At 73.7% G+C, this 25525-nt stretch carries 21 protein-coding genes; 11 read left to right on the top strand and 10 right to left on the bottom strand.

Annotated elements, in window-relative coordinates; translation table 11 throughout:
* Positions 1-35 precede the first annotated feature (35 nt).
* The 5 genes from OKX07_RS11060 (at position 36) to OKX07_RS11040 (ending at position 6856) form a co-directional block, all read left to right on the top strand.
* The gene (locus tag OKX07_RS11060; protein WP_265631902.1) at positions 36-1961 is read left to right on the top strand and encodes an ABC transporter ATP-binding protein; all 1926 of its coding nucleotides are present in this window, start codon (positions 36-38) and stop codon (positions 1959-1961) included.
* Between the two features lie 132 nt (positions 1962-2093).
* Positions 2094-3389: an endo-1,4-beta-xylanase gene (locus OKX07_RS11055; protein ID WP_265628132.1), complete on the top strand. Its 1296-nt coding sequence runs from the start codon at positions 2094-2096 to the stop codon at positions 3387-3389.
* A 115-nt stretch (positions 3390-3504) separates the two neighbouring features.
* The gene (locus tag OKX07_RS11050) at positions 3505-4803 is read left to right on the top strand and encodes an MFS transporter (protein ID WP_265628131.1); all 1299 of its coding nucleotides are present in this window, start codon (positions 3505-3507) and stop codon (positions 4801-4803) included.
* Positions 4804-4841: 38 nt separating this feature from the next.
* Positions 4842-5681, top strand: a complete 840-nt coding sequence (locus OKX07_RS11045) for a TrmH family RNA methyltransferase (protein ID WP_265628130.1) — start codon at positions 4842-4844, stop codon at positions 5679-5681.
* An 89-nt stretch (positions 5682-5770) separates the two neighbouring features.
* Positions 5771-6856 (top strand): acyltransferase family protein, encoded by a 1086-nt coding sequence (locus OKX07_RS11040; RefSeq protein ID WP_265628129.1) that lies wholly within the window; start codon positions 5771-5773, stop codon positions 6854-6856.
* 9 nt (positions 6857-6865) lie between these two features.
* On the opposite strand, the gene OKX07_RS11035 is transcribed toward OKX07_RS11040, so the two are convergent.
* Positions 6866-7960, bottom strand: a complete 1095-nt coding sequence (locus tag OKX07_RS11035; protein WP_265628128.1) for a DNA glycosylase AlkZ-like family protein — start codon at positions 7958-7960, stop codon at positions 6866-6868.
* Positions 7961-8083: 123 nt separating this feature from the next.
* On the opposite strand from OKX07_RS11035, the gene OKX07_RS11030 reads away from it, so the two are divergent.
* Both OKX07_RS11030 and OKX07_RS11025 read left to right on the top strand, forming a co-directional pair.
* Entirely contained in the window at positions 8084-10423 is a 2340-nt protein-coding gene (locus tag OKX07_RS11030) for a restriction endonuclease fold toxin-2 domain-containing protein (protein WP_265628127.1), read from the top strand.
* 13 nt (positions 10424-10436) lie between these two features.
* Positions 10437-10817 carry a hypothetical protein gene (locus tag OKX07_RS11025; protein ID WP_265628126.1) on the top strand — a complete coding sequence of 127 codons (381 nt, stop codon included), beginning with the start codon at positions 10437-10439 and terminating at the stop codon, positions 10815-10817.
* Positions 10818-10854: 37 nt separating this feature from the next.
* On the opposite strand, the gene OKX07_RS11020 is transcribed toward OKX07_RS11025, so the two are convergent.
* Genes OKX07_RS11020 through OKX07_RS11005 form a run of 4 tightly spaced genes read right to left on the bottom strand, consistent with a single transcriptional unit; the run spans position 10855 to position 14123 of the window.
* Positions 10855-11436, bottom strand: a complete 582-nt coding sequence (locus OKX07_RS11020) for a YbaK/EbsC family protein (protein ID WP_265628125.1) — start codon at positions 11434-11436, stop codon at positions 10855-10857.
* Between the two features lie 34 nt (positions 11437-11470).
* A complete protein-coding gene (locus OKX07_RS11015) occupies positions 11471-12013 on the bottom strand; it encodes a YbhB/YbcL family Raf kinase inhibitor-like protein (protein WP_265628124.1) in 543 nt (180 codons plus the stop codon).
* Positions 11998-13758, bottom strand: a complete 1761-nt coding sequence (locus OKX07_RS11010; protein WP_265628123.1) for a SulP family inorganic anion transporter — start codon at positions 13756-13758, stop codon at positions 11998-12000. The genes OKX07_RS11015 and OKX07_RS11010 overlap by 16 nt, the downstream gene beginning before the upstream one ends.
* Entirely contained in the window at positions 13758-14123 is a 366-nt protein-coding gene (locus OKX07_RS11005; RefSeq protein WP_265628122.1) for an ArsR/SmtB family transcription factor, read from the bottom strand. The genes OKX07_RS11010 and OKX07_RS11005 overlap by 1 nt, the downstream gene beginning before the upstream one ends.
* Positions 14124-14393: 270 nt before the next feature.
* Between OKX07_RS11005 and OKX07_RS11000 the strand changes: the two genes are divergently transcribed.
* The 4 genes from OKX07_RS11000 (at position 14394) to OKX07_RS10985 (ending at position 21011) form a co-directional block, all read left to right on the top strand.
* Positions 14394-15245 carry a hypothetical protein gene (locus OKX07_RS11000; protein WP_265628121.1) on the top strand — a complete coding sequence of 284 codons (852 nt, stop codon included), beginning with the start codon at positions 14394-14396 and terminating at the stop codon, positions 15243-15245.
* Entirely contained in the window at positions 15242-16942 is a 1701-nt protein-coding gene (locus OKX07_RS10995) for a DNA polymerase Y family protein (RefSeq protein ID WP_265628120.1), read from the top strand. The genes OKX07_RS11000 and OKX07_RS10995 overlap by 4 nt, the downstream gene beginning before the upstream one ends.
* The gene (locus OKX07_RS10990; protein ID WP_265628119.1) at positions 16935-20411 is read left to right on the top strand and encodes an error-prone DNA polymerase; all 3477 of its coding nucleotides are present in this window, start codon (positions 16935-16937) and stop codon (positions 20409-20411) included. The genes OKX07_RS10995 and OKX07_RS10990 overlap by 8 nt, the downstream gene beginning before the upstream one ends.
* A gap of 63 nt (positions 20412-20474) precedes the next feature.
* Complete coding sequence (locus tag OKX07_RS10985) at positions 20475-21011, top strand: DUF4303 domain-containing protein (protein WP_265628118.1); 537 nt, start codon at positions 20475-20477, stop codon at positions 21009-21011.
* Between the two features lie 168 nt (positions 21012-21179).
* On the opposite strand, the gene OKX07_RS10980 is transcribed toward OKX07_RS10985, so the two are convergent.
* The 5 genes from OKX07_RS10980 to OKX07_RS10960 form a co-directional block, all read right to left on the bottom strand.
* Positions 21180-22784, bottom strand: a complete 1605-nt coding sequence (locus tag OKX07_RS10980; RefSeq protein ID WP_265628117.1) for a CotH kinase family protein — start codon at positions 22782-22784, stop codon at positions 21180-21182.
* A 10-nt stretch (positions 22785-22794) separates the two neighbouring features.
* Positions 22795-23466, bottom strand: coding sequence for a DUF4956 domain-containing protein (locus OKX07_RS10975; protein ID WP_265628116.1), 672 nt, complete (start codon positions 23464-23466; stop codon positions 22795-22797).
* Positions 23463-24398: a polyphosphate polymerase domain-containing protein gene (locus OKX07_RS10970; protein WP_265628115.1), complete on the bottom strand. Its 936-nt coding sequence runs from the start codon at positions 24396-24398 to the stop codon at positions 23463-23465. The genes OKX07_RS10975 and OKX07_RS10970 overlap by 4 nt, the downstream gene beginning before the upstream one ends.
* 174 nt (positions 24399-24572) lie before the next feature.
* Positions 24573-24761, bottom strand: coding sequence for a hypothetical protein (locus OKX07_RS10965; RefSeq protein WP_265628114.1), 189 nt, complete (start codon positions 24759-24761; stop codon positions 24573-24575).
* A 196-nt stretch (positions 24762-24957) separates the two neighbouring features.
* Entirely contained in the window at positions 24958-25455 is a 498-nt protein-coding gene (locus OKX07_RS10960) for a hypothetical protein (RefSeq protein WP_265628113.1), read from the bottom strand.
* Positions 25456-25525 lie beyond the last annotated feature (70 nt).

Below are 25525 nucleotides of genomic sequence, written 5' to 3'. Positions count from 1 at the left end.
CCGGCCCGCCGCCGGGGACCCCGCGCGGCGGCCCGATGGGGATGGGCCTGGGCATGCCCGGGCAGAAGTCGATGGACTTCCGTGGCTCGATGCGCCGCCTGCTCACCGCGCTGCGACCCGAGCGGGCGCGTCTGGTGGCGGTCCTCGTGCTCGGCGCGCTGTCGGTCGCCGCGGCCGTCACCGGCCCCAAGCTGCTCGGCACCGCGACCGACGTGCTCTTCGAGGGCGTCGTGTCGCGCCAGCTCGTGCCCTTCGCCCCCGCCGGTGCCTCGCAGCAGCAGGCCGTCGAGGCGCTGCGGGCCGCGGGGCAGGACACGCTGGCCGACATGGTCAGCGGCATGGCGGCCGTGACGGTCGGTGCCGGCGTCGACTTCGATCGGCTCCGCTCGATCCTGCTGGTCGTGCTCGCCGTCTACGTGGCCGCGTTCCTGTTCGGCTGGATGCAGGGCCGGCTCACGGCGCGCGCCGTGCAGAACACGGTGCTCCGCATGCGCTCCGACGTCGAGGCGAAGCTGGGTCGCGTCCCGTTGTCGTACTTCGACCAGCAGCCGCGTGGCGAGCTGCTGTCGCGGGTCACCAACGACATCGACAACGTGGCCCAGACCGTCCAGCAGACGCTGTCGCAGCTGGTCACCTCGGTGCTGACGGTGATCGGCGTGCTCGCCATGATGTTCTGGATCTCCCCGCTCCTCGCACTGGTCGCGCTGGTGACGGTGCCGCTCTCCGTGGTGATCGCGGCGGCCATCGCCAAGCGGTCGCAGCCGCAGTTCGTCGAGCAGTGGGCGTGGACGGGCAAGCTCAACGCGCACATCGAGGAGATGTTCACCGGGCACGCGCTAGTGACCGTCTTCGGTCGGCAGCAGGAGGCAGCGGCGACGTTCGCGGAGCGCAACGAACGCCTCTACGAGTCGGCCTTCCGGGCGCAGTTCATCTCCGGCATCATCCAGCCGGCACTCGGGTTCGTCGCCAACCTCAACTACCTGGTCGTGGCCGTCGTCGGCGGGCTGCGCGTCGCCTCGGGCACCTTGACGCTCGGCGACGTCCAGGCGTTCATCCAGTACAGCCGGCAGTTCACGCAGCCGATCACGCAGATCGCCTCGATGGCCAACCTGCTGCAGTCCGGGGTCGCCTCGGCCGAGCGGGTGTTCGAGCTGCTCGACGCCGAGGAGCAGTCCCCGGACCCCGAGCAGCCCGCCGTGCTGCCCGCACGGGTGCAGGGACGTGTCGCGTTCGAGGACGTGTCGTTCCGCTACGAGCCGGGCACGCCGCTGATCGAGCACCTGTCGGTCGTCGCCGAGCCGGGGCAGACCGTCGCGATCGTCGGACCCACCGGGGCCGGCAAGACCACGCTGGTCAACCTCGTCATGCGGTTCTACGAGGTCGACGGCGGGCGGATCACGCTCGACGGCGTCGACACCCGTGACCTCACGCGCGACGCGCTGCGCTCCCAGATCGGCATGGTGCTGCAGGACACCTGGCTGTACCAGGGGACCATCACCGAGAACATCGCGTACGGCGTCGACGGCGCCACGCACGAGCAGGTCGTCGAGGCGGCGGTCGCGACCCACGTCGACCGCTTCGTGCGGACCCTGCCCGACGGGTACGACACGGTCCTGGACGACGAGGGCGCCGCGGTGTCCGCGGGGGAGAAGCAGCTGCTGACGATCGCGCGGGCGTTCCTGGCCGACCCGGCGATCCTCATCCTCGACGAGGCGACGTCGTCGGTCGACACGCGCACCGAGGTGCTGGTGCAGCACGCGATGAACGCGCTGCGGGTCGGGCGCACGTCGTTCGTCATCGCGCACCGCCTCTCCACGATCCGCGACGCGGACGTCATCCTCGTCATGGAGCACGGGCAGATCGTCGAGAAGGGCACCCACGACGAGCTCATCGCGGCGGGCGGCGCGTACGCGCGGCTGTACGAGAGCCAGTTCGCGGCGGCGTCCGCACCCGTGGACTGACCTGCTCGCGGTGCCGCCCGGACGAGGCCGCGCGCGGCGGTCGGCACCCCCGTGACGGAGATGAGAGCCTGGGGGGAGAGACCCCGGCGCCCGTCCGACCCGACGTCGCGTCACCACCTGCCGAGGAGCCGCATGTCCGACCACCCGACCACGCCCGCCACCGTCGCGAGCGCGGCCGTCGCCGACCGCGACGTCGCGCACCGCACCCGCACCCGCACCGTCCAGGTCCTGGACCGGTCCGGCACCCCCCTCGCGGGGTCGTCCGTGACGGTGGAGCAGACCGCGCACGACCTCGGGTTCGGGTGCATCGGCTTCGACGCGGTCTACCGTGCGGGACGCCGGCTCGCCGGCACCCCGGCCGCACCGGGCGAGGACGAGCTGTTCGACCGCCTCGACGCGCTCTGGTTCGACCTGTTCAACACCGCGACCCTGCCGTTCTACTGGGGCACGTTCGAGCCGCAGGAGGGGCACCCCCGCACCGCGGCGCTGCGCGCCGCCGCCGAGCACTACGTCTCGCGCGGAGCACGCGTCAAGGGTCACCCCCTGGTCTGGCACACCGTCGCCCCGCAGTGGCTCGTCCCGAAGCCGGACGACGAGGTCCTGCGGCTGCTGCGCGCCCGCGTCGAGCGTGACGCGTCGGAGTTCGCCGGGCTCGTCGACACGTGGGACGCGATCAACGAGGTCGTGATCATGCCGGTGTTCACCAAGGACGACAACGCCGTCACGCGCGTCGCCAAGACGGTCGGACGCGTCGGCATGGTGCGCCTGGCGTTCGAGGAGGCGCGGGCCGCCAACCCGTCGGCGACTCTCCTGCTCAACGACTTCGACATGTCCGCCGACTACGAGCACCTCATCGAGGAGTGCCTCGCCGCCGGCATCCAGATCGACGCGCTGGGTCTGCAGAGCCACATGCACCAGGGCACGTGGGGCAAGGAGAAGACGCTCGACGTGCTCGAGCGTTTCGGCCGGTTCGGCCTGCCGATCCACTTCACCGAGATCACCCTGATGTCCGGTGACCACATGCCGAAGCACCTCGACGACCTCAACGACCACCAGGTCGAGAGCTGGCCCAGCACGCCCGAGGGCCTCGAGCGCCAGAAGCAGGACGCCGTCGAGCTGTACACGACGCTCGTCGCCGACCCGCACGTGCAGGCCATCACGTACTGGGGGATGTCCGACCACGGCATGTGGCTCAACGCGCCGGGCGGTCTGGTGTTCGCGGACGGCACGCCCAAGCCGTCGTACGACGCGCTGCACGGCCTGATCCGTGGGCAGTGGTGGCTCGCGCCGACGGCCGTGACGACCGACGCCGAGGGCCGGGTCCAGGTCAGCGGCCTGCCCGGCCGGTACGCGGTGGTGGTGGGCGACCAGCGCACCGAGGTGGTCGTCGGCGAGGACGAGCACGAGGCCGTCGTCACCCTCGCGTGAGCACCCTCGCGTGAGGCATCACCGACCCCGGACGGAACCCCGTCCGGGGTCGGTGCGACGCACGTCACCGGTGTCGGAGGTCGGGCTGGGGGCGCCGGTGGTCGATGCTCATCACATGGACCCTGCCCGTGGCGCCACCGTCCGGCCGCGCCTCGTCCGAGACCGGCTCACCGTCGGGCTCTACACACCCTTCGCGGTGTGGGGCTGGCTGCTCTACAGCTTCAACCCCTCGGTGCCGCTGCTCGCCGACGAGCTCGGCATCACCGCGGCCCAGGCCGGTCTGCACGGCACGGCCATGGCCCTGGGTGGTCTGGTCGCGGCACCGCTGACCCCGCGCGCCGTGCGGGTGCTCGAGCGGCGCGGCGCGATCGGCACGGCGGCGCTGCTGGTCGCGGTGGGGGTCGTCGGGCTGCTGCTCGGCCCGACGCTCCCGTGGACGCTCACCGGCATGTTCGTCACGGCGGTCGGTGGCAACGTGCTCATCGCCGCCACCCAGGTGGGGATCGCGCAGCACGCCGGCCGGGCGGCGTCGGCGGCGATCACCGAGGCGAACGGCGTCGGCTCGTCGATCGGGCTCGTCGGCCCGCTGGCCGTCGGCGCGTGCGTCACGCTCGGCTGGGGGTGGCGTCCGGGGGTCGCGGTGACGGTCCTGCTCGCGCTCGTCGTCGCCGTCGTCGTGGCACGCCTGCCCGCGTCGCGTGCGCTGCCCGCGCTGCGCCGCAGGACGACGGGCACCGCGGCGGCGCCCGTCGCGCCCAGGACCGCCGACGACGCCGTCGCGGCACCCACCACCGCCGCGGTCTCGGCCACCGGGACGCCCGCACCCCTCGCCCCGGCGTCACGGCACCGGCTGCTGCGTGCCGCACCGCTCTTCCTCGCCACGATCGTCGCCGCCGTCGCCCTCGAGAACGCCACCACCTACTGGGCCACGGACCTCGTCCTGGCGCGCACCGACGCGGGCGCCGGCATCGCGACCGCCACGACCGCAGGCCTCGTCGCCGGCATGTCCGCCATGCGCTTCGTCGTCGGGCCCCTGTCGCTGCGCGTGCAGGCCGCGCACCTGCTCGCGGCGTCGTTCGGCATCGCCGTCATCGGGTGGGCCGTGCTGTGGACCGCGACCGACGCGGGCGTCGCGCTCGCGGGCCTGGTCGTCGCGGGCTTCGGGTACGGCGCGCAGTACCCGCTGTCGATCGCGCTGCTGCTCGCCGCGTCGCCCGGCCGGGGCGACCGGGCGCAGGCGCACGCGACCCTCGCGGGCGCGCTCGCGATCGGCGTCGCGCCGTTCCTGCTCGGTGCGCTCTCGGACGCCTTCGGGACGCACAGCGCGTTCCTGCTGGTTCCCGTCGTGGCGGTCGCCGGCGGCGTCGTCGCGCTGCTCGGGGGCCGGGCGGTGCGCCACGACGCCCGCCGGTAGGACACCGCCTCTCGGCTGCGACCTGGGAGGATGAGGGCGTGTCCCGTGCCGACGTCCACCACGTCACCGACCGCGACGACCCGCGGCTGAGCGACTACGTCGGACTCACCGACGTCGCGCTGCGCACCCGCATCGAGCCCGCCAACGGCCTGTACATCGCCGAGAGCTCGACCGTCCTGGGCCGCGCGCTGCGCGCCGGGCACCGACCGCGGTCCGTCCTGCTGGCGCCGCGCTGGCTCGGCGACGTCGAGTCGATGCTCGCCGACGTCCCCGGGGACGACCCCGTGACCGTGTACGTGGCCGACGAGCCCGTCCTGGAGGCCATCACCGGGTTCCACGTCCACCGGGGCGCGCTCGCGGCCATGCACCGCCCCGACCTGCCGTCCGTCGCCGCCGTCCTCGCCGGTGCGCGCGGGGGAGCCGGGGCGCGACGGGTCGCAGTCCTGGAGGACCTCGTCGACCACACCAACGTCGGTGCGGCTTTCAGGTCCGCCGCCGCGCTGGGCGTCGACGCGGTGCTCGTCACACCGCGCTGCGCCGACCCGCTGTACCGGCGGTCGGTGCGGGTGTCGATGGGCACGGTGTTCCAGGTGCCGTGGACCCGCATCGACCCGTGGCCCGAGGGCATCGCGACGCTGCGCGTGGCGGGGTTCGTCACGGCGTCGCTCGCACTGTCCGACGACGCGGTGTCGCTCGACGACCTCGTCGCGGACCCGCCGGAGCGCCTCGCGCTGGTGCTCGGGGCCGAGGGTGACGGGCTGAAGCCGGCGACGGTGGCCGCGGGCGACCTGACGGTGCGCATCCCGATGGCCGGCGGGGTCGACTCGCTCAACGTCGCCGCCGCGGCTGCCGTGGCGTTCTGGGCGACGCGGGTCTGACGGCCAGGGGCCCGTCGGGCGGTAGCATCCGCTCGGCGTCCTGCCCTGTGGCGGGCGGAGGACGGACGGAGGGCGGGACAGTGGCGGTCGTGACCCCCACCGTGGACGTGGAGCGGACCCAGCGGGTCTACAGCCTGCAGTGGTTGCGGTTCGTCGCGGCGCTGGCCGTCGTCTTCTACCACGCGGCCGTCTACCAGTCGCTCCAACGGGGCAGCACCTGGGCCCTGCAGTACGTGCCCGGCTGGCTCGGGGCGGTGGGGGTGTCGCTGTTCTTCGCGCTGTCGGGCTACCTCATGGCGTCCTCGATGCAGCGGTACTCGGCACCGCAGTTCCTCCTGCACCGCCTCGTGCGGATCTACCCGCCGTTCTTCGTGGTCGTCGCGCTCGTGCTCGTCGCGTCGATCTGGTCGCCGATCAAGGCGCCCGTCGACGTCTACGCCCTGTCGCTGCTGCCCTACGGCGGCGCGACCTACCCGCTCGGCGTCGAGTGGACCCTCGTGTTCGAGATCGCGTTCTACGTCTTCGTGGCCGTCCTGATCGCCCTGGGGCGCGTCCAGAGCGCTGCGTCCGTGCTGATCGGCTGGCTCGGCCTGATCCTCGTGCACAACGTCCTGTGGCCCGACAACCCCTCGATCAACGTCTTCCCGGCGCACGAGCTGCCGTTCGTCGGCGTCACGACGGCCTTCGCGTTCGGCATGCTCCTGCCGCTCGTGCTGCACCGGCCCCCGCACCCGGTCGTCGCGGGGATCGTCGGGACGGCGCTGTGGCTCTTCGGCTCGTCCCAGGGCGTGACCGGAGGCCGCTGGGGGCTGGGATTCGGCAGCGCGCTGCTCGTGCTGTCGCTCGCGCGGTACGAGGGCTGGCGACCGGTCTTCGGTGACACGCCCGTCGGACGGCTCGGGAACCGGCTCGGCAACTACAGCTACATGCTCTACCTCTGCCACCTGCCGGTGATCCGCACCCTCTACGCGACGCTCCCGGGGGTGGGCTTCATCCGGGTGTTCGTCCTGTCGATCGTCGCGGCCGTGCTGCTCAGCATCCCCCTGGGCGAGCTCGACATGTGGATGTACCGACGCCTCAAGGCACGCGTCGACCAGGCGAGCCCCACCCTGCGGACGGTCCTGGCGGCGGGGTTCGTCGTGATCTTCACGGTGTCGGCGATCGTCTTCTTCTGACCTTCCCCCTCAGCCGGCGACGATCGCAGCGGGGGACCCGCCCAGCCGCGCGATCTCGGCGTCGAGCGCGTCGTCCGTCGATCGCGGTGACCCCGGTCGCCACGTCAGCCGGACGGTGTCGCCGGTGCGGGTCCAGGTGCCCGCCACGACGCCGTCGACCACGACGACCCGCGCGCCACGACTCACCTCCGGGCGCAGGTCCGGCGGGACGATGTGCGGGTCGGCGGTGCCGGGGCCCAGGACCCACTGGTCGTACTGCGGCAGCAGTCGGACCACGGCGGTCGGTGCCGTCGCCGTCAGCTCGTCGAGGTCGTCCCGCAGCACCAGGAGCGGCTCCCCGTCGACCTCGACGTCGCACAGGCGGGCGCCCAGGGCGTCGAGCCACCGGCGCAGCAGGGTGCTGCGCACGCCCAGCCCCTGGCCCAGCCAGTAGTGCAGGTGGCGCGGTGCGGCCGGCCCGTACGCGCGCAGGTACGTCTCGACGGCGCGCGGTCCTGCGTCGTCGAGGTCCGGCAGGCCGGTCCACCGCGGGTTCGCGTCAAGGCCCTGCAGCGTCATGGCGCCGTCGCGCGGGTGGCCCAGGCTCAGGTCGCCCTGCCACGCCAACGGCTTGAGGAACGTCGCCGAGGGATCGGTGAACGCCGCGGTGAGATGACGGAACCGGGCGTCGGTGGTGACGGCCGCCGCCAGCTCGGCCCGCGTCAGCGGCCCGGACGTCAACGCCTCCCGCACGGCCGCGCGCAACGCGGGCCAGTCCCCGGGGGCCAACGCGTAGTGGCTCTGCCACGACGCGCGCTCCCACATGCGGCTCGACGTGCGCAGCGCGAGGTGCACCCCGGCCTGCTCCGGCGTCATCAGGTGCGTGGCACCCCGGAACGCGAACGTCCGCACGAGGCTGCCGTCGGCCAGCGCCCGGTCCACGTCGCCAGGCCGTGAGCTGCGCAGACGTGCCCGCACGCCCAGCTCCGCGGCGGACGGGTCCAGCTGCGCGGCGACGGCCCCCAGCGTCCCGACCACGGCGGGCACCGACGTGCCGTCGCGGGGCTCGAGGTGCTGACGCCGCAACCGCCACGCCAGCGCGGCCGGCCAGGTGAGCGAGACCATCGCCCGAGGCTACTGCCGCCGCGCTGGTCCGTCCGAGTGGTCCTGTGGATGATCGGCTCGGCGTCGAGGGGGATGCCGTTACGGTGCGGTCGTCCGAGTTGTCCGATTCGCAGGGGGTCATCGGTGACGACCGGCGTCGTTGCGGACCAGCCGGCGGGTGCTGCGCCGCCGCGTGAGTGGTGGCAGGTGTGGGCGCAGCGCCGTGCCGCGTGGTGGGCGGCGCGTCCGGTGCTGGCGGCGCGGTGGGTCAAGGTCCGGGCGGTCGGGCTGTGGGTCGCTCTGGTGTGGGTGCTGGGGCTGTTCGTGTTCGTGCCGGAGGTCCGGTTCGGGCTGCGGGCGTGGCTGGGGTGCGTGTGGGTCGTGGTCGCCTGGTACGTGCTGGCGCGCACGAAGTCGTTGACGTGGACCGGGTACCTGCGTTTCTTCACGGCGTGCGTGGTGTGGTCCTTCGTGGTCGGGCTGGTCTCGAGGTGGTTGACCACGGTGGTCCTCGATCTGTCCGTCTCGCAGGACGGTCCGTCGGTGATGATCGCCGCGATCACCGAGGAGACCCTCAAGCTGGTGCCGCTGGCGGTCGTGGCGTTGCTCGCCCCGCGGCGCGCTGCGCGGTTCGCTGCCGTGGACTGGTTGCTGCTGGGGCTGGCCGGCGGGACCGCGTTCCTGCTGGTCGAGGAGTCGTTGCGGCGTCTGGCCCTGGCGATCGGCAAGGCCGGTATCGGGTTCTCCTCCCAGCGTCTGCCCGAGGAGTTCGACCAGTTCGGGTGGTGGCCAGTCCCGGTCGCGGTCAACGACCGGGTCCAGGAGTTCGCCGGGCACGGGATCGTGACCGCGGTCGTGGCCGCATGGGTCGGGCTGGGAATCGCAGCGGTGCGCGCGGTGCGAGGACGCGACGATCGCGTGGCGCTGGGGGTTCGGGTCGGTGCGGTCCTCGTGCCGGTGATCGCGTTGCTGGTGGCGGTCGCGGACCACGCGGCCTACAACGGCGGTGACCGGTCCGGGCGGTGGCTGGACCCGCAGCTGACGCACGTGCCGTGGTTGCTGCGTGCGACCTGGTCGGCGTTCGGGCACGGGAACCACCGACCGGCGCTGCTCGTGGTGCTGCTGGTCCTCGCGCTGGTCGTCGACGCCGGCCGGCTGGCCCGGCTGCCTGCCGCGGCGCTGGTCGTCGTGCCGCGCCCTGGGTGGGTCGATGCGTGCGCCACGCGGGTCGGGCAGTGGACGCGCACGTGGCCCGAGCCCCTGCGCGCCTGGGCGCACGCGGTCGGGTTCGCGGTCCCCGGCACGCTGTGGGTGATCGCACGTGACCTGCGCACCGCCGTGGCCGGCTTCGCCAAGGGACCAGCCCAGTCCCGACGCGCGGCGGCACAGCAGGGCGCCACAGCGCTGGCAGCCCAGCGCGCGGCACGTGAGCTGGGCTACGAGACCATGGCCCACCCCGTGGACCCGTCGCGGCGCCGGACCCTGGCTGCTGGGGCGCTCCTCGCGCTGCTCGCAGCCGGCCTGGTCCTGGCACCGTTCGACGCGTCCCGGATGGAGAGGGTCTACGAGCTCGGGTTCTGGCTGGCGGGGATCCTGGGCCGCGTCGACGACTGGTGGCACGGCCAACCCCTGGGGATGCAGATCGCCATCGGTGTGGGCATCGCCGCGCTGATCGCCCTGTCCGGGGGGTCCCTGGCCATGGCGATGGGCATCTCCGGGGTCCTGACCTGGGGACTGGACAAGTCCGCCGGCATCGCGACCTTCGTCCGCGACCCCGACCAGGCCACCCGCGACTACCTGGCGACCGCCACGCCCACCCAGCTCGCCCTCGACACCCTCGGGTTCGTCCTGACATTCGGTCCCGGAGCCTTCGGCGGCGCGGTCCTGGGCAGGGGTGTGCGTACCGTCGCCGACGACGTCGTCGCCGACCCCGCCGCGTGGCTCGCAGCACGCAGGTTCGACCTCGCCGAAGACGCGGGTGTCCTCGACCTGGGCGCGTTCCTCAGAAGGGAGCCGGTTCCGCTCGCCGACGGCAGCGTCAAACAGGCTCTCGATGATGCGGAGCAGGCAGTCGCACAGGCCCGTTTCAACGCGCTGCCGACGTCAGGGCTGCGTGGGGGGCATGAGGCCGGTTCCGCGTACCAGACCCGCATCTACGGACCCACAGAGAAGACCGTGGTGCTCGCGGACGGCACTCTGGTCCACCCCGACGGCTTCACCCCTCAGTACGCTGCGGTCGGCGACGCCAAGCACGTCGGCTCTGGCACCAGCTCGTTCTACGCCCCTGAACCCGGCTCGAGCCTGGAGAGGATCGTCATCGCCAAGGTCGACCCGAAGCTGTTGAACCTCGCCGACGCGGCCCGGCAGGTCGGCGGGCCGGACGCTGTCGTGGAGTACGTCACGAACAGCGCCGCAGCGGCGAGGTTCCTGGAGTCGCGCATGGTCGAGCTGGGTATCCGCGGTTACGTCCGACTGGTCCCGTGAACGGAGGATCCGCATGTTCGACCTGACCATCGCTGTTCCCGACGGTGCGTACCGCATCGAGGAGAGCCGGCTCGGCGCGGTGCTGCGGGCGCAGTGGCCGCGCACCGTCCTCGTCCCCGCGACGGGACGCATGGCCACCTACAACACCGGTCAATGGCAGGTCTACCAGGACGTCGACGCGCCGGTGCTCGCACTCCTGCGGATGCACGTCGCTGGTGACGCCGTCGACATCGAGGTCGCAGATGAACGCGTGGCGGCGCAGCTCGTGTCGATGATCACCTCCTTGCCCGGCTTCCCCTCCAGCGGCGAGGTCCTGCTGTTCGAGTGGGCGCCGTCCGGTCCGGCAGCGCTGACGGCCGTGATGAGCCCGCAGGACGTGCTCGCCCTGCGGTGACGACGGGCCCGTGCTCCCGGCTCGTCACGCGACGGGCTCAGCCGATCGCGAGCTCCTGGACCACCTCGACGCCCGGTGCGCGGACCAGCAGCGACCCGGGCAGCGCGATCTTGGACCGGCGCACGCCGCTGCCGATGACGACCAGCCCGCCCGTGCCGTCGTCCGCCGCGCCCGTGTCCGCCACGGCCGCGTCGGCCAGCACCCGGTAACCGACGGGCAGGCCCAGCGGCGTGATCCCGCCGTACTCCATGCCCGACTCCTGCGTGGCGCGGTCCATCGGCAGGAACGACGCCTTGCGCACGTCGAGCAGCCGCTTGACGGCGTTGTTGACGTCGGCCCGCGTCGTCGCCCGCACGAGGCATGCGGCGATGCGCTCGACGCCCTCCCGCCTGCCCGCGACGAGCACGCAGTTGACCGACGCGGACAGCGGCAGGTCGTAGGCGTCGGTCATGGCGGCGGTGTCGGCGAGGTCGGGGTCGATGGCGGCGACGAGGACGGCGTCGGCGACCGCGGGTTCGACGACGGCCCACCCGCTGATCACGGCGTGCGTGCTCGCGGCCAGCAGGTCGGGGCGGTCGACGGCCCGCTCCCAGGTCAGCGTTCCCAGGGCGGTGGTCATGCGCGGCAGGTTACCGGCAGCCACGGGCCGGCGCTCAGCGCTGGTACGTCCCCATGAGCACGGCGCGCGCGAGCGTGTGGAACACCAGGACGCAGCTCGCGGCCCCCGGCGGGGTGTCGGGGGTCAGGCCCAGGTCCGCGGTGTCGAGCGCGTGCACGGCGACGTAGTACCGGTGCACCTGGTCGCCGGGCGGGGGAGCGCAGCCCACGTAGCCCGCGACGCCGTCGTCACCGCGCAGCGCGAACGCACCCTCGGGCAAGGCTGATCCGTCCGGGACGCCCGCGCCGCGGACCAGCGACGTGACCTGCGGCCCGAGCCCCAGCACCGTCCAGTGCCACCACCCGGCGACACCCGGGGCGTCGGGGTCGAACACGTTGACGGCGAACCCGGCGGTCTGCTCCGGGAAGCCGGACCACGTCAGCTGCGGGGAGACGTTCTGCCCGGAGTCGGTGTTGGTGTGCACGTCGGGGACCCGCCCACCGTGCACCCAGTCGGTGCTGGTGAGGGAGAACGCCGGGACGGGCGGCAGCAGCCCGTACGGCTCGTGGGCGACGGGGCGCGTCAGGGACGTGGGCACGGGGGACCTCCGGTCGTGCCCGGCACGGGGTCGCCGGACGACGCCCCCATCCTCGCCGCGGGTGGCGCCGGGCGCACGTGCGAGCGGGCGTGCGCGAGCGCGCCGTCCAGGTCGTCGAACAGGTGCCGGTCGTCGCCGAGGGCGTCGAGCACGCCGACGCCCTGCGCGAGGCGCCGGTGCTCGGGCCGCATCCCCTTGAGCAGCACGACCATGCCGCGGCGGCGCAGGTCGGCGACGATCTCGGCGAGGGCGTTCGCGCCGCTGGCGTCGAGCACGCGCACGTTGCCCAGGCGCAGGACGACGACGCGCACGTCGCTGACCAGCGCGAGCTCGTCGAGGAACCGGCGCACGTCGGCGAAGAACAGCGCACCGTCGATGCGGTACACGGCGATGTGCTCGTGCAGGAGTGCGCGCTCGGCGGCGGCCGTCACGTGGTCGTCCGGGGCGTCGGGCAGGGGTTCGCGATGCAGGCCGCTGCTGCGGGCCATGGCACGCAGCGTGAGCACGGCGGCGACCGCGACCCCCACCTCGACCGCCATGACCAGGTCGAACACGACCGTCACGCCGAGCGTCACGCAGAAGACGAGTGCGCCGGACCGGCCGGAGCGGCAGATCGCGCGCGCCGTCGGCAGGTCGATCATGCGCGCCGCGGTGACCAGCAGGATCGCCGCCAGGACGGACAGGGGCACGCGGCCGACGAGGGGTGCTGCGGCGTAGACGATGACGGCGAGCACGAGCGCGTGCGTGATCGCCGCGACCCGTGTGCGGCCACCGGCGCGCACGTTGACCGCGGTCCGGGCGATCGCGCCCGTCGCCGGCAGGCCACCGCACAGCCCGGACGCGACGTTCGCGACGCCCTGGCCCAGCAGCTCGCGGTTGGGCCGGGTGCGCCCGATGTCGTCGGCCATCCCGTCGGCGACGCGGGCGGACAGCAGCGACTCCAGCGCGGCGAGCGCCGCCACGGCGAGCGCGGCGGAGAACAGGGCGCTCGTGGTCGCGGGGTCGACGACCGGCAGGTGGGGCAGGGGCAGGGTGGACGGCAGCACGCCGATGCGGTCGACGTCCAGCCCGGCGACCTCGGCGACGAGCGTGCCGAGCACGACGGCGGCGAGCGAGGCGGGCAGGCCCTTGTGCAGCCGGGGCAGCGCCAGCATGACGGCCACGACGAGCGCGACGAGAGCGAGCGGGGCGACGGCCTGCGCCCAGTCCACGCGGGCCAGGGTGCGCACGGCGACGAGGCCGGCGTTCTCGCCCTCGGCGCGCGGCGTGTCGAGGGCGAGCGGGACCTGCTGCAGGGCGATGACGACGCCGATGCCGAACGTGAACCCCTCGACGACGGGCCAGGGGATGTAGGCGACGAGCCGGCCGACGCCCAGCACGCCGGCGAGCACGACGATGCCGCCGGCCATGATCGCGACGACCGGGACGGACTCGGGTCCGTGGCGGGCCACGACGGGCAGCAGGACCACGGTCATGGCACCGGTGGGACCGCTGACCTGCAGGTGCGAGCCGCCGAGCACCGCGGCGACGGCACCGGCGACGACGGCGGTGACGAGACCGGCCGCGGCGCCCAGTCCGGAGGAGACACCGAACCCGAGAGCGAGCGGCAGCGCGACGACGGCGACGGTGACCCCGGCGAGCAGGTCACCGCGCCAGGACCGGGGGAGGTCGGCGTAGTCGGAGGGACGGGGAGCGAGGGCGCGCAGGCGCTGCCACGCGCTGGACGCGAGCCCGGCTGCGGTCATCACGCCCCGGGCTCGGGAGCGGTCGGCGCGGTGTCGTCCAGCAGGTCGCGGCGGCGGGTGGCGGAGTCGACGAGGACGCTGCGCGCCGCCGCGAGCATGTCGGCGACGGCCGGCAGCGCGAGCGAGTAGTGCACGGCGTTACCGGTGCGTCGGGCGGTGACGACGCCCGTTCTCCGCAGCACGGCGAGGTGCTGGGAGAGGTGCGAGGCCTCCAGGCCGAGCTCGGTGAGCAGCTCGCTGACCTGCCGGTCGCGCTCGACGAGGAGCTCGAGGGTGCGTACGCGCACCGGGTGGGAGAGGGCCTTGAACAGCTCGGCCTTGACCTCCGCGAGGGGGCGGTCGACGCCGAGGGCGTGCAGCGGCACGGGGCCTCCGGTATGACGGGTTGATGGAACCGTCAAATGATACGCCTCGTGGACACATCCCCGAGCCGCGAACGGTTCACCCGCTCGGGGCGGATTGACACCCTCCCCGACGGCGACGTCTACTGGCATCATCGAACATGTGTTCGATCCGACGGGTCGGGTCGCGCGCGGCGTCAGGGGGCCGTCGACGCGCGACCCGACCTCGAGGGAGGTCCTCGCGACGAGGACGACACACCTGCAGCGTGGGACGACGAGGGACGGGGAACGGGTGTGACCGGGACGAGCACCGTGGAGCGTGCGGCACGTGCGCGCGCCGCGCTGGCCGCCGCGGAACGGCGCACCGGTGCACGCACGGTGCTGACGAGCAGCCACGCGGCTGCGCGGCACGTCGAGGAGGCCGCGCCGCCCGTTGCGTCGACGGTGACGCGGACCACGCCGGACGAGGACCTGGCCCTCACCACCGACCCCGGGTACCGGCGCACGTCCCTGCTCACCAGCGAGCGGCCGCCGCTGCCCGTGCCGCCCGCGCTGGCGGACCTGCTGCCGGACGGGCTGCGCCGCGGTGCGACCACCTCGGTGCTCGGCTCCACGTCGCTGGCGCTCGGGGTCCTGGCGCACGCGTGCGCGTCGGGGGCGTGGGCGGTCGCGGTCGGTCAGCCGCGCCTCGGGCTGCTGGCCGCCGCGCAGGCGGGCGTCGACCTCACCCGGTTCGCTCTCGTCCCCGACCCGGGTGCCGACGCGGCCGTCGTGCTGGCCGCGCTCGTCGACGGGATCGACGTCGTGCTCGTCGGCCCCGACGCCCCCCTCGCGGACGCCGACCGGCGCCGTCTGTCCGCCCGGGCGCGCGAGCGCGGCACCGCGCTGCTGACCACCGTGGCGTGGGCGGGTGCCGCCGTCGTGCTCGACGCGGGGCCCGCCCGCTGGTCCGGGACCGGTGCAGGCGACGGGCGGCTGCGCACGTGCGAGGTGCAGGTGCGCCGCACCGGTCGCGGCAGCTCCGCCGTCCCGACGTCGGCCGACGTCGTCCTGCCGTTCGCGCCGCCGGGCGAGCACGTGCCCGGCGGCCCGGTGCGCAGCCGTCCCCGCAGCGGGACGGCCGGCGGTCTGAGGTTGGTCGGATGAGCACGCGGACGACGGTCGTGTGGGTGCCCGACTGGCCCGTGGTCGCGGCGATGGTGGCCGACGAGGTCCCCGTCGACGTGCCCGCGGCGGTGCACGACGGGCGACGGGTCACCGCCGTGTCGGCGCTCGCGCGCGGCGACGGGGTGCGCCGCGGCATGCGACGACGTCAGGCGCAGGGGGTGTGCCCCGATCTCGTGCTGCTGCCCGCCGACGACTACCGGGACGTGCGGCTGTTCGAGCCGGTCGCCGCCGCCACGGAGACGGTGGTGGCGGGCGTCGAGGTAGCGCGGCCGGGGCTGCTCCTGCTGCCCGCGGGTGGTGCTGCGCGCTACCACGGCTCGGAGGAGGCGCTCGCGGAGCGCATCGTCGACGCGGTCGCGCGGGCCACGGGGCACGAGTGCGGCGTCGGGACCGCGGACGGTCTGCTCGCCGCGGTGCTGGCCGCGCGCACCGGCGCCGTCGTCGAGCCGGGGGTGTCGGCGGTGTTCCTCGCCCCCTACGGCGTCACCGAGCTCGTGCACGCGACGACCACGCCCGAGCAGGCTGCGGAGGTCGCCGGGCTCGTCGACCTGCTGCACCGGCTGGGGCTGCGCACCCTGGGTGCGTTCGCCGCGCTGCCGGCGCCCGACGTGCACGCGCGGTTCGGCCGGCTCGGCACGTGGGCGCGCACGCTCGCGCGGGGCCTCGACGAGCGTCCCCCGGCGCGCCGACGACCCGAGGCGGACCTGGAGTTCACCGTCGAGCTCGACCCGCCGGTCGAGCGCGTCGACACCGCGACGTTCGCCGGCCGACGCCTGGCCGAGCAGCTGCACGCCGACCTCGTCGCCCGGTCCGTGACGTGCGGACGCCTGCAGGTCGCGGCCCGCACGGACGACGGCACCGACCTGGTGCGCACGTGGCGCACCGACCTGGGCGGGTGGGGTGCGATGGCCGCCGCACGGATCACCGACCGGATCCGCTGGCAGCTCGACGGGTGGCTCACCGCGTCGGCCGTCGCGACCGCCCGCGACCGGCGGCGTGAGGCGCCCGCGCGCGACCGGGGCGTCGGTCAGGCCATCGGGCGGGTCGACCTGCGCGCGCCGGCCGACGAGGACGACCTGGCCCCCGTCGCGCTGGTGCGGCTGACCCTCACGGCCCTCGACGTCGCGCCCGCGGGCGCCGAGGCACCGAAGCTGTGGGGCGGCCCGTCCGGCGGTGACCTGCGCGCCCACCGGGCGCTGGAACGTGCGCAGAGCATCGTCGGGGGCCCTGGCGTGCTCACCGCGACGCTGCAGGGCGGACGCGACGTGCGCGACCAGGTGCACGTGCGGCCCTGGGGCGAGCAGAGCGACCTGCCGCGCCCGGTCGACCGGCCCTGGCCGGGTCGGCTGCCGGACCCGGCGCCCGCGACAGTGCTGGTCGACCCCGTGCGCGTCGAGGTGCGTGACGTGCACGGCGCACCCGTGCGCGTCGACCGGCGCGGCCGGCTCAGCGGACCGCCGGGCAGCGTGCTGGCGGTGGCGCAGCCCGGCGCAGGCGACGACGTGCGGGCCGTCGCCGGGTGGTCGGGGCCGTGGCTGCTGACGGACCGCTGGTGGACGCACCCCGGCGCCGCGCCGCAGGTGCGCGCCTACCTGCAGGTGGCGTTCGACGACGGCGGCGCGGTCCTGCTCACGCACACCGACGGGGCGTGGACGTACGAGGCCGACTATGACTGAGCGCGGCCCCGCCCCGGGGCGTGCGGCCTGGCCGCCCCGGTACGCCGAGCTGCACGCGCACTCGGCGTTCAGCTTCCTCGACGGCGCCAGCCAGCCCGAGGAGCTCGCCGCCGAGGCGGCACGCCTGGGGCAGAGCGCGCTCGCGCTGACCGACCACGACGGGCTGTACGGCGTCGTGCGGTTCGCCCAGGCCGCGCGCGCCGTCGGCCTGCCCACGGTGTTCGGCGCCGAGCTGCACCTGCCCGCCCCGGACCCGCGCCGGCACCCGCGCGAGAAGCGCCCGACCCCCGGACCGCCTGTGCTCGACGCGCCCACGGGCGTGCCCGACCCGCGTGCGAGCCACCTGCTGGTCCTCGCCCGCGGCCCCGACGGGTACCGCGCGCTGTCCCGCGCGATCGCCGAGGGGCACCTGCGCACGGGCCGCAAGGGCGCCGCGGAGTACCACCTGGAGGAGCTGGCCGAGGCGGCCGCCGGGCAGTGGCTGGTCCTCACCGGCTGCCGCAAGGGCGCGGTGCGACGCGCGCTGGCCGGGGGAGACCCGTCGGGAGTCCTCGGTGTGGCGCCCGGCGGACCCGAGGCGTCGCGCCGCGAGCTGGACCGGCTCGTCGCACTGTTCGGGCGGGACAACGTCGCCGTCGAGACCACGTGGCACGGCGACGCGTACGACACCGACCGCGCCGACGCGCTCGCGGCCCTCGCCTCCGATGCGCGCCTGCCGCTCGTCGCGACCGGCAACGTGCACTACGCGACCGAGCGCGACGCCGACCTGGCGCAGGCGCTGGCCGCGGTGCGCGCGCGCTCGTCGCTCGACGACCTCGACGGGTGGCTGCCGGCCGCGCCCGTCGCGCACCTGCGGTCGGCTGCCGAGATGCTGCACCTGCACCGCCGCCACCCGAGCGCCGTGACCACGGCGGCCGACCTGGCGGGTGAGTGCGCGTTCGACCTGTCGCTCGTCGCGCCACGCCTGCCGCCGTACCCCGTGCCCGAGGGTCACACCGAGGCGACGTGGCTGCGTGAGCTCGTCCGTCGCGGGGCGCAGGAGCTGTACGGGCCACCGGACGCCGAGACCGTGCCCGGGGCGCACGCGCAGCTCGCGCACGAGCTGCGCGTCATCGAGGACCTCGGCTTCCCCGGGTACTTCCTCGTGGTCTACGACCTCGTCGAGTTCTGCCGCCGCAACGGCATCCTCGCGCAGGGCCGCGGGTCGGCCGCGAACTCCGCGGTCTGCTACGTGCTGCGCGTCACCGCCGTCGACCCCGTGAAGCACGGGCTGCTGTTCGAGAGGTTCCTGGCCCCCGAGCGCGACGGCCCGCCGGACATCGACGTCGACATCGACTCCGCCCGCCGCGAGGAGGTCATCCAGCACGTCTACGCGACGCACGGCCGCACCCACGCGGCGCAGGTCGCCAACGTCATCACCTACCGGCCGCGCTCGGCCGTGCGGGACGCCGCGCGCGCGCTGGGGTACGACGTGGGGCAGCAGGACGCGTGGAGCACGTCGATCGAGCGGTGGGGGAGCCTGCGCGGGCCGGAGAAGCCGAGCGCGTGGTGGCACCTGACGCGTTCCGGCCCCGTGGGGCCGGGCAGCGAGGTCGCGGGACGTCCCACCGCCGACAACCACGACGTCGTCCCGACGAACCTGCCGCCGTCGGCGTCGCAGGCCGAGGACATCCCCGAGCACGTCATCGACCTGGCCGAGCGGTTCCTGCGCCTGCCGCGGCACCTGGGCATCCACTCCGGGGGCATGGTGATGTGCGACAGGCCCGTCATCGAGGTCTGCCCCGTGGAGTGGGCGCGCATGGAGGGGCGCACGGTCCTGCAGTGGGACAAGGAGGACTGCGCGGACGCCGGGCTCGTGAAGTTCGACCTGCTGGGCCTGGGCATGCTCACCGCGCTGCGGCTCGCGTTCGTGCAGGTGAAGCAGCACGAGGGCATCGAGCTGGACCTGCACGGGCTGCCGCACGAGGACCCGGCGGTGTACGAGCTGCTGTCCGCCGCGGACACCGTCGGGGTGTTCCAGGTGGAGTCCCGCGCGCAGATGGGGACCCTGCCGCGGCTGCGGCCGGAGAAGTTCTACGACATCGTCGTCGAGGTCGCGCTCATCCGCCCCGGGCCGATCCAGGGCGGGTCCGTGCACCCGTTCATCAACCGCGCCAAGGGTCGCGAGAAGGTGACGTACCTGCACCCCCTGCTGGAGAAGTCGCTGAGCAAGACCCTGGGCGTGCCGCTGTTCCAGGAGCAGCTCATGCAGATGGCCATCGACGTCGCCGACTTCACGCCCGCCGAGGCCGACCAGCTGCGCCGCGCCATGGGCTCGAAGCGGTCGATGGAACGCATGGAGGCGATGCGGGCGCGGCTCATGGACGGCATGGCCGCCAAGGGCATCACGCCGGACGTGCGCGAGCAGATCTTCGACAAGCTCAAGGCCTTCGCCGACTTCGGGTTCCCCGAGTCCCACGCGTACTCGTTCGCGTTCCTCGTGTACGCCAGCTCGTGGCTCAAGGTGCACCACCCCGCCGCGTTCTACGCCGGGCTGCTCGCCGCGCAGCCCATGGGGTTCTATTCCCCGCAGTCCCTGGCCGCCGACGCGCGTCGCCACGGCGTCGAGGTGCTGCGCCCCGACGTGCTGGCGTCCGACGTGCTCGCCGTCGTCGAACGGCTTGCACCCCCGCCGTCGGGCGGGGAACCACGACTGGTGCCGCGACCCAGCGGCACCGGCCCGGCCCGGCCCGTGGGGGTGCGCACCGGGGAGGGGTCGGTGCGCACCCTCGCGGTGCGGCAGGGCCTGACGCAGGTGCGGACCATCGGCGAGGACGTCGCCCGTGCCCTCGTCGACGAGCGCACCGCCCACGGGCCGTTCACCGACCTGCACGACCTGGTGCAGCGCGTGCAGCTGAGCACCGCGCAGCTCGAGGCGCTCGCCACCGCCGGTGCGCTCGGGTCGCTCGGCGTGGACCGTCGCGCCGGGCTGTGGGCTGCGGGCGCGCTCGCGCAGGAGGGTCCGGACACCCTGCCGGGCGTGGCCGTGGGCGTGACGGCGCCGACGCTGCCCGGCCTGACGGACGTCGAGGTCGCGACCGCCGACGTGTGGTCCACGGGCGTGTCCGTCGACTCCTACCCGACGCAGTTCGTCCGCGAGGGCCTCGACGCCGCGGGCGTGCTGCGCGTCGAGCAGGCGTTCACCACCGAGGAGGGCCGCCGCGTCGCCGTCGCCGGCGTCGTCACGCACCGGCAACGCCCCGGCACCGCCCACGGCGTGACGTTCCTGTCGTTGGAGGACGAGACCGGGCTGCTCAACATCGTGTGCTCCGCCGGCCTGTGGCAGCGGTACCGGCGGACGGCTCGGACCGCCAAGGCGATGGTCGTGCGGGGGCGGGTGGAGAAGGCCGACGGCGCGACGAACCTCGTCGCCGAGCACCTCAGCCCGCTGTCGTTGAAGATCCGGAGCAGGTCACGGGACTTCCAGTGAGGCCGCGTGGCGTCCCGACGCGGTGCCAGACTGTGCCGGGTCGACGGTGCGAGGAGCGGGCGGATGACGCAGCAGGTCGGGGCGCAGCACGAACCCGTCGACCGGCCGGACGCCGACCCGGACCTGGTGGTGCGGATCGCGTCAGCGACCCGCCACGCGGTCGAGGACCTGCATGCCGGCCACCCCGGGCCGTTCTGCGTGTACGCGCTGCTCACCACGGGGGAGGCGCTGCGCCCCTACCTCGCGGTGACGCTCGACGGCCCGGAGCGCTGGGACCTGCCCGACAGCCCCTTCGCGGTCACCGGCGACGAGCACCTCGCCACCCTCGACACCGTCTACGGACGGCGCGGCGACCTCGCCGACCTGCCGCCCGCCGTCGCCGAGACCGAGTACCAGGTCCGGCTCGCCTCCATGGAGGGCGCGCTGCGCGTGCTCGACGGCGAGGGGCTGTTCGGCACGGGTGCCGCTCGCGATCGTGTCCTGCTCCTGGTCTCACCCATGCCGCCCGACGCGTCCGACGCGGGCTTCGCCCGCCGGCTCAACGCGTCGGGGGCGCTGCTCGACACGTGGCTCGCGGAGGCGTCCGAGGGCGGCGACTGAGGACCGGGGAGCTACCGGCTTCGCGTTGACGATCCCGGTCGCGCCCGTACCCATCTCCGTGGTGGCACCCCGACGCACGGGGGACGGATGTGGTCACATCTGCACTGCCGGAGCCGGGAAGTGGTCATACGTGTGACCACTTCCCGGCCCGGCGGGGATCGTTCGGGGCTAACCGCCCGCTTCCGTCAGTGCGGCACGGGCCGCCGCGGCTTCGGTGTCGATCGTCGACCGGTCCAGGCCCTCCGTCACTGGGATGCGCGCCGCGACCTCGTCGACGACGAGTGCGGCGTCCCCGGTGTCGATCCACCGCGCCTGCAGCTCGGCGACCACGTCCTGCTTCATCGTCGCGAACTCGGCCGTCTCCTCGAAGCGACTCACCAGCGCGTTGCCACCCATCCCGCCCGGTCCTCCCGCGAAGCCCTGAGCGGGCATCGCCTGGTCGTCCGGCGCCGGGCGGTCACCCCCGGCACCGTCCGCGCCCGGCACGGCACCGGCGAACCCCCCGGGCATCGACATCCCGCCGAGCGCCAGGTTGAGGTCCCACGAGACGACGCTGATGAGGCGCGTCTCGAGGTCGTAGTACAGGTAGCCGTTGCGACCCGGACCGGACAGGGAGTCGCCGTTCGCCAGGATCTCCTGCGTGCCGAGGTAGAGCGCGAAGGACTCGACGTCGACCCACTCGTCCAGCTCGGCGGCGAACTCCTCGTCGGACGCGCCGTCCAACCACTCGAGGAACGACACGACAGGTCCCAGGTCCTGGCTCCCCGAGAGGTTGACCTGCGCGAAGTCGTCCGCGTACTCGGTCTGGTCCTCGCCCTGGTAGGTGAAGGAGCTCGTGGCCAGCACCTTGTAGAGCACCCCGTCCCCGTCGAGCGCGGCCGCGTAGGGGGCGTCGGCGCTCTCGACGACCAGCCGCGTCGTGGTCGGTCGGTCGTTCACCGTGTAGGTCGTGTACGCGTAGTCCTGCGTCGGCTGGCCGGTCCGTCGCGTCAGCTCGAGGGCCACCGCCTCGTTGAGCGACGCCTCGTGGCTCGCGGACGCCGGGCGGACCGCGATCTCCGTCATGCCCTGGTACGCCCGCCCCGGCTGGTACTCGTCGAAGCTGACGAGCAGGGGCAGGTCCTCCGGCTGCTCGGTCGACAGGCTCGTGCCGATCCCGAACCCTCCGCCGCCCGGGGCGCCGCCCTCCGGCATCTGCCCGCCGGTCGGCGGCTCGACGCCCTCCGGCAGCTCGAACCCCTCGGGCAGCTCAGGCATCTGCCCGTCGGCCGGGGGCTCGAACCCGTCGGGCAGCTCGCCCCCAGGCCCCCCGGGCCCGCCACCCCCACCGCCGATGCCACCCGGAGCCCGCTCGCCCTGCGTCGGTGAGCCCTCCCGGTCGTCGACGAGAGCCGAGAGGGTGGAGTTGCCCTTCAGCCGGATCCCGACCGAGTCGACCGTCGTGCCGTCGATGGTCAGGTCGGCGATCATCCACTCCTTCTCGCCGTCGGAGAAGTAGGCGTCGAGCATCCGGTCGTAGTCGTCCTGCGAGTAGGACAGGACGATCTCGTGCGTGGCGGTGGCGGCGTCGTCGAACAGGTCGGTCGTCCCGGCGACGTCCTGCGTGATCCGCTCCTCGTCGCTGACGCTCGCCGTGCTCGTCGAGTACGGCCGGATCACCACGTCACCGAACATCGTCAGCGCGACGGCGACCCCGGCCGCAGCGGCCGCCAGCGGCTTCCAGTGCTGGCGCAGTCGGACGGGCAGGCGCTTGCGGAGGTCCCTGACGGCCATGGTCATCCGCTCACATGTCGCTCTGGTCGTACCCGGTCAGGACGGTGACCTTCTGCCCGGAGTTGACGTCCCCGAGCGCCCCGATCAGCTCCTGGGCGGTCACGCCGGCGTTCAGCCGGACGGAGTAGAACAGCTCGGTCAGCGCCCCGGCGCGGACGGTCTCGACGCTGACGAGCTCGAACTCCCGGGTCAGGCGCACGAGGACGTCGGTCACGTCCTGCTGGTAGCGGGACTCGGGTGGCACCTGGACCTTGACGACCTGCCGCTGGATGTCGAGCTTGAACCAGTCGAACCGCTGCATCAGGAAGATCGCCAGCAGGACGGCGACGGTCGCGGCGGCGGCGAGCACGTAGAACCGGGTGCCGACGGCCATGCCGATCGCCATGACGAGGAAGATGAAGCCGACGTCGCGGGTCTCCTTGATGGCGTTGCGGAACCGGATCACCGAGAGCGCGCCCACGAGCGCGAAGGCGCGGGCGATGTTCGACCCGACGACGAGCATGATCACCGCGACGACCATGCCGATGATGACCAGCGTCTGCACGTAGGACTGGCTGTAGGAGATGTTGCGGTGCGTCCGCTTGTACACCCAGCCGATCAGGGAGGACAGCACGAAGGACAGGACGAGGGTCATGGCCACGTCGAAGACGGAGAACGTCCCGCTGAGGTCCTGGAAGGTCATGGCGTGAGGGCGCCCTTTCGGTTCGGGGTGTCGTCGGCGTCCGACGTCACGGGGTCCTGGAGGAGCGCGTCGACCTCGTCGGCGGCGTGCATGACCGAACGAGGCGCAAGGCCGAAGGCCTGGACGCTCTGGCAGTACTTCGAGATGCGCACGATGTCGAGGTTCATCCGTGCCGTCAGGTCCGTCACCCACGCCGGGACGCGCTCGTTCGCCTTGATCTCGAGCACGGCGAGCCGGGGTGGGAGGGTCAGTCGGTTCAGGCTCTCCGACGACAGGTGGAAGTCACGGTCCCGGCCGCGCAGACGGTGGTCGAGGGTGACCCGCAGACCGAGATCGGCGTCCCGGCCCACCCACGCCTCCCGCTGGTAGGCGGTGGTCACGGTCGGGCGCAGGTCGAGCTCGCCCACCAGCGTGGCGACCTCCTGGAGGAATCCGCGCTCCCGGCCGGCAGCCTCGCCGCACGGCTCGTCGCCCTCTGCGGAGCACAGGCGCAGCGCGTCGCGGTACGGCAGCACGACCCGGCGCTTCTGTGTGACGCGGTTGACGCGCTGCTTGATCTCGACGAACACCATCGACTCGGGGCCGAGGTCGTCCGAGGTGCCGTAGTGACGGATGCGCAGCTTGCGTCGGAACCGCAGGCCCTCGATCTTCTCCCAGTAGAAGGTCAGGTGCGGGGAGTCGTAGTAGACGCTCGTGACGGGGTAGCCCGACGGGCCGGAATGGGCGTCCTGGTCCATGTGACGCCGCAGCTCGTTGCGCAGGTCCTCGGCTCGTTCCTCGGGGACCAGGTACTTGATCTCGAACCGGTTGAAGGCGTGCACCCGGCTCGCGGTCGCCGTCCGGTCAGCAGTCGCCGCGGGCACCGGGTGCGTGGCACGCGTGGTCTGCTGCGCGGTGTCCGTCCGTGCGCCGCGTCGCAGGCTCCGCAGCATGTCGCCTCCCGTCGTGGCAGCCCCCGTCCGGTGGGTGAACGGGGGGTGTCGTCTCGGCGAACTGCCGATGAACGGAAGGCAACACGGCGAACCTGAGGATTCCCGAGGAAAAGGCTCGGGAATCCCTCCGGGCGCTCCGGAAGATCACCGCGTCGCGAGGAGGCGGGAGAGCGGTCAGGTGTCGTCGAGCCCCGGGTCCGGTGCGGTCGTCGACGCGTCCTGCCCCGACGGCGGGAGGCTCGCGTCGCGCAGCGCCTCTGTCTCCTGCTCTGCGTCGCGGGCGAGCGCGGCGAGGCGCTCGGGCTCCAGCTCACGCAGGAGGTCGCGCTCGGAGTCCGTCAGCACCCACCGGTCGGCGTCCATGCGTTCAGCATGTCGCGCGTTCTTGGCCCCCGCGAGGGCCGCGGCCAAGATCATCTCCAGTTGAAACGGTATGACGTCGAGATTCACCCCCCGCCGACCACCTCCGCGCAGAGCCGCAGCGACCTCACCGTCGAGAGGCGGCTGTGCGGGTGGGGCCGTCCGTGCGGCGGCGGTCGCTTCCTGTCCGCGTCGCGCCTTACGTCGCGTCGCGCTTCGCCTGCCGCTGTCGGCCCTGTGCGCTGCTCGACGCGTCGCGCTTGATGCCGCCCGTGGTCGGGGTGTGGGCCCGCGCCACACCCGGCGAGTCGGCGACGTCAGGAGCGGGGGAGTCCGGCGACCCGCCGTTCCACCGCACCGCCCGAGCGGCCGCGAGGCGTTCGTCGCGCAGCGCCTCGGCCTCCTCGTGCGCGACGCGGGCGAGCTCGGCGCTCACCACCGACAGCGCCTCCTCGAACACCGACGCCCGCAGCCGTGCCTTCTCCGACGTCGGCTTGGCGGCGCCGCGGGCCCCGGCGTCCTCCACCTTGCGGGACGCGCCGCGGCGGTAGTTCTTGACGTGCTTGGTGCGGGCTCGCCGCACGCGCTTGTGCAGTGCCAGCAGCTGGTCCTCGTCCAGCTCGGCCAGTCGTTCCGGCTCCAGCTCACGGAGCAGGTCGCGTTCCGCGTCCTTCAGCACCCACAGGTTGTCGTCCATGAGTTCAGCATGTCCCTCAGCGGCGGCGACCGCGAGCACTGTCCTGGTACGAAGGTGCAGGGCTGCTGCC

The sequence above is a fragment of the Cellulomonas sp. S1-8 genome, from assembly GCF_026184235.1.
Lineage (GTDB): Bacteria > Actinomycetota > Actinomycetes > Actinomycetales > Cellulomonadaceae > Cellulomonas.
The sequence above is the reverse complement of the archived record's forward strand: the minus strand, read 5'-3'. Positions and strand labels throughout refer to the sequence as shown.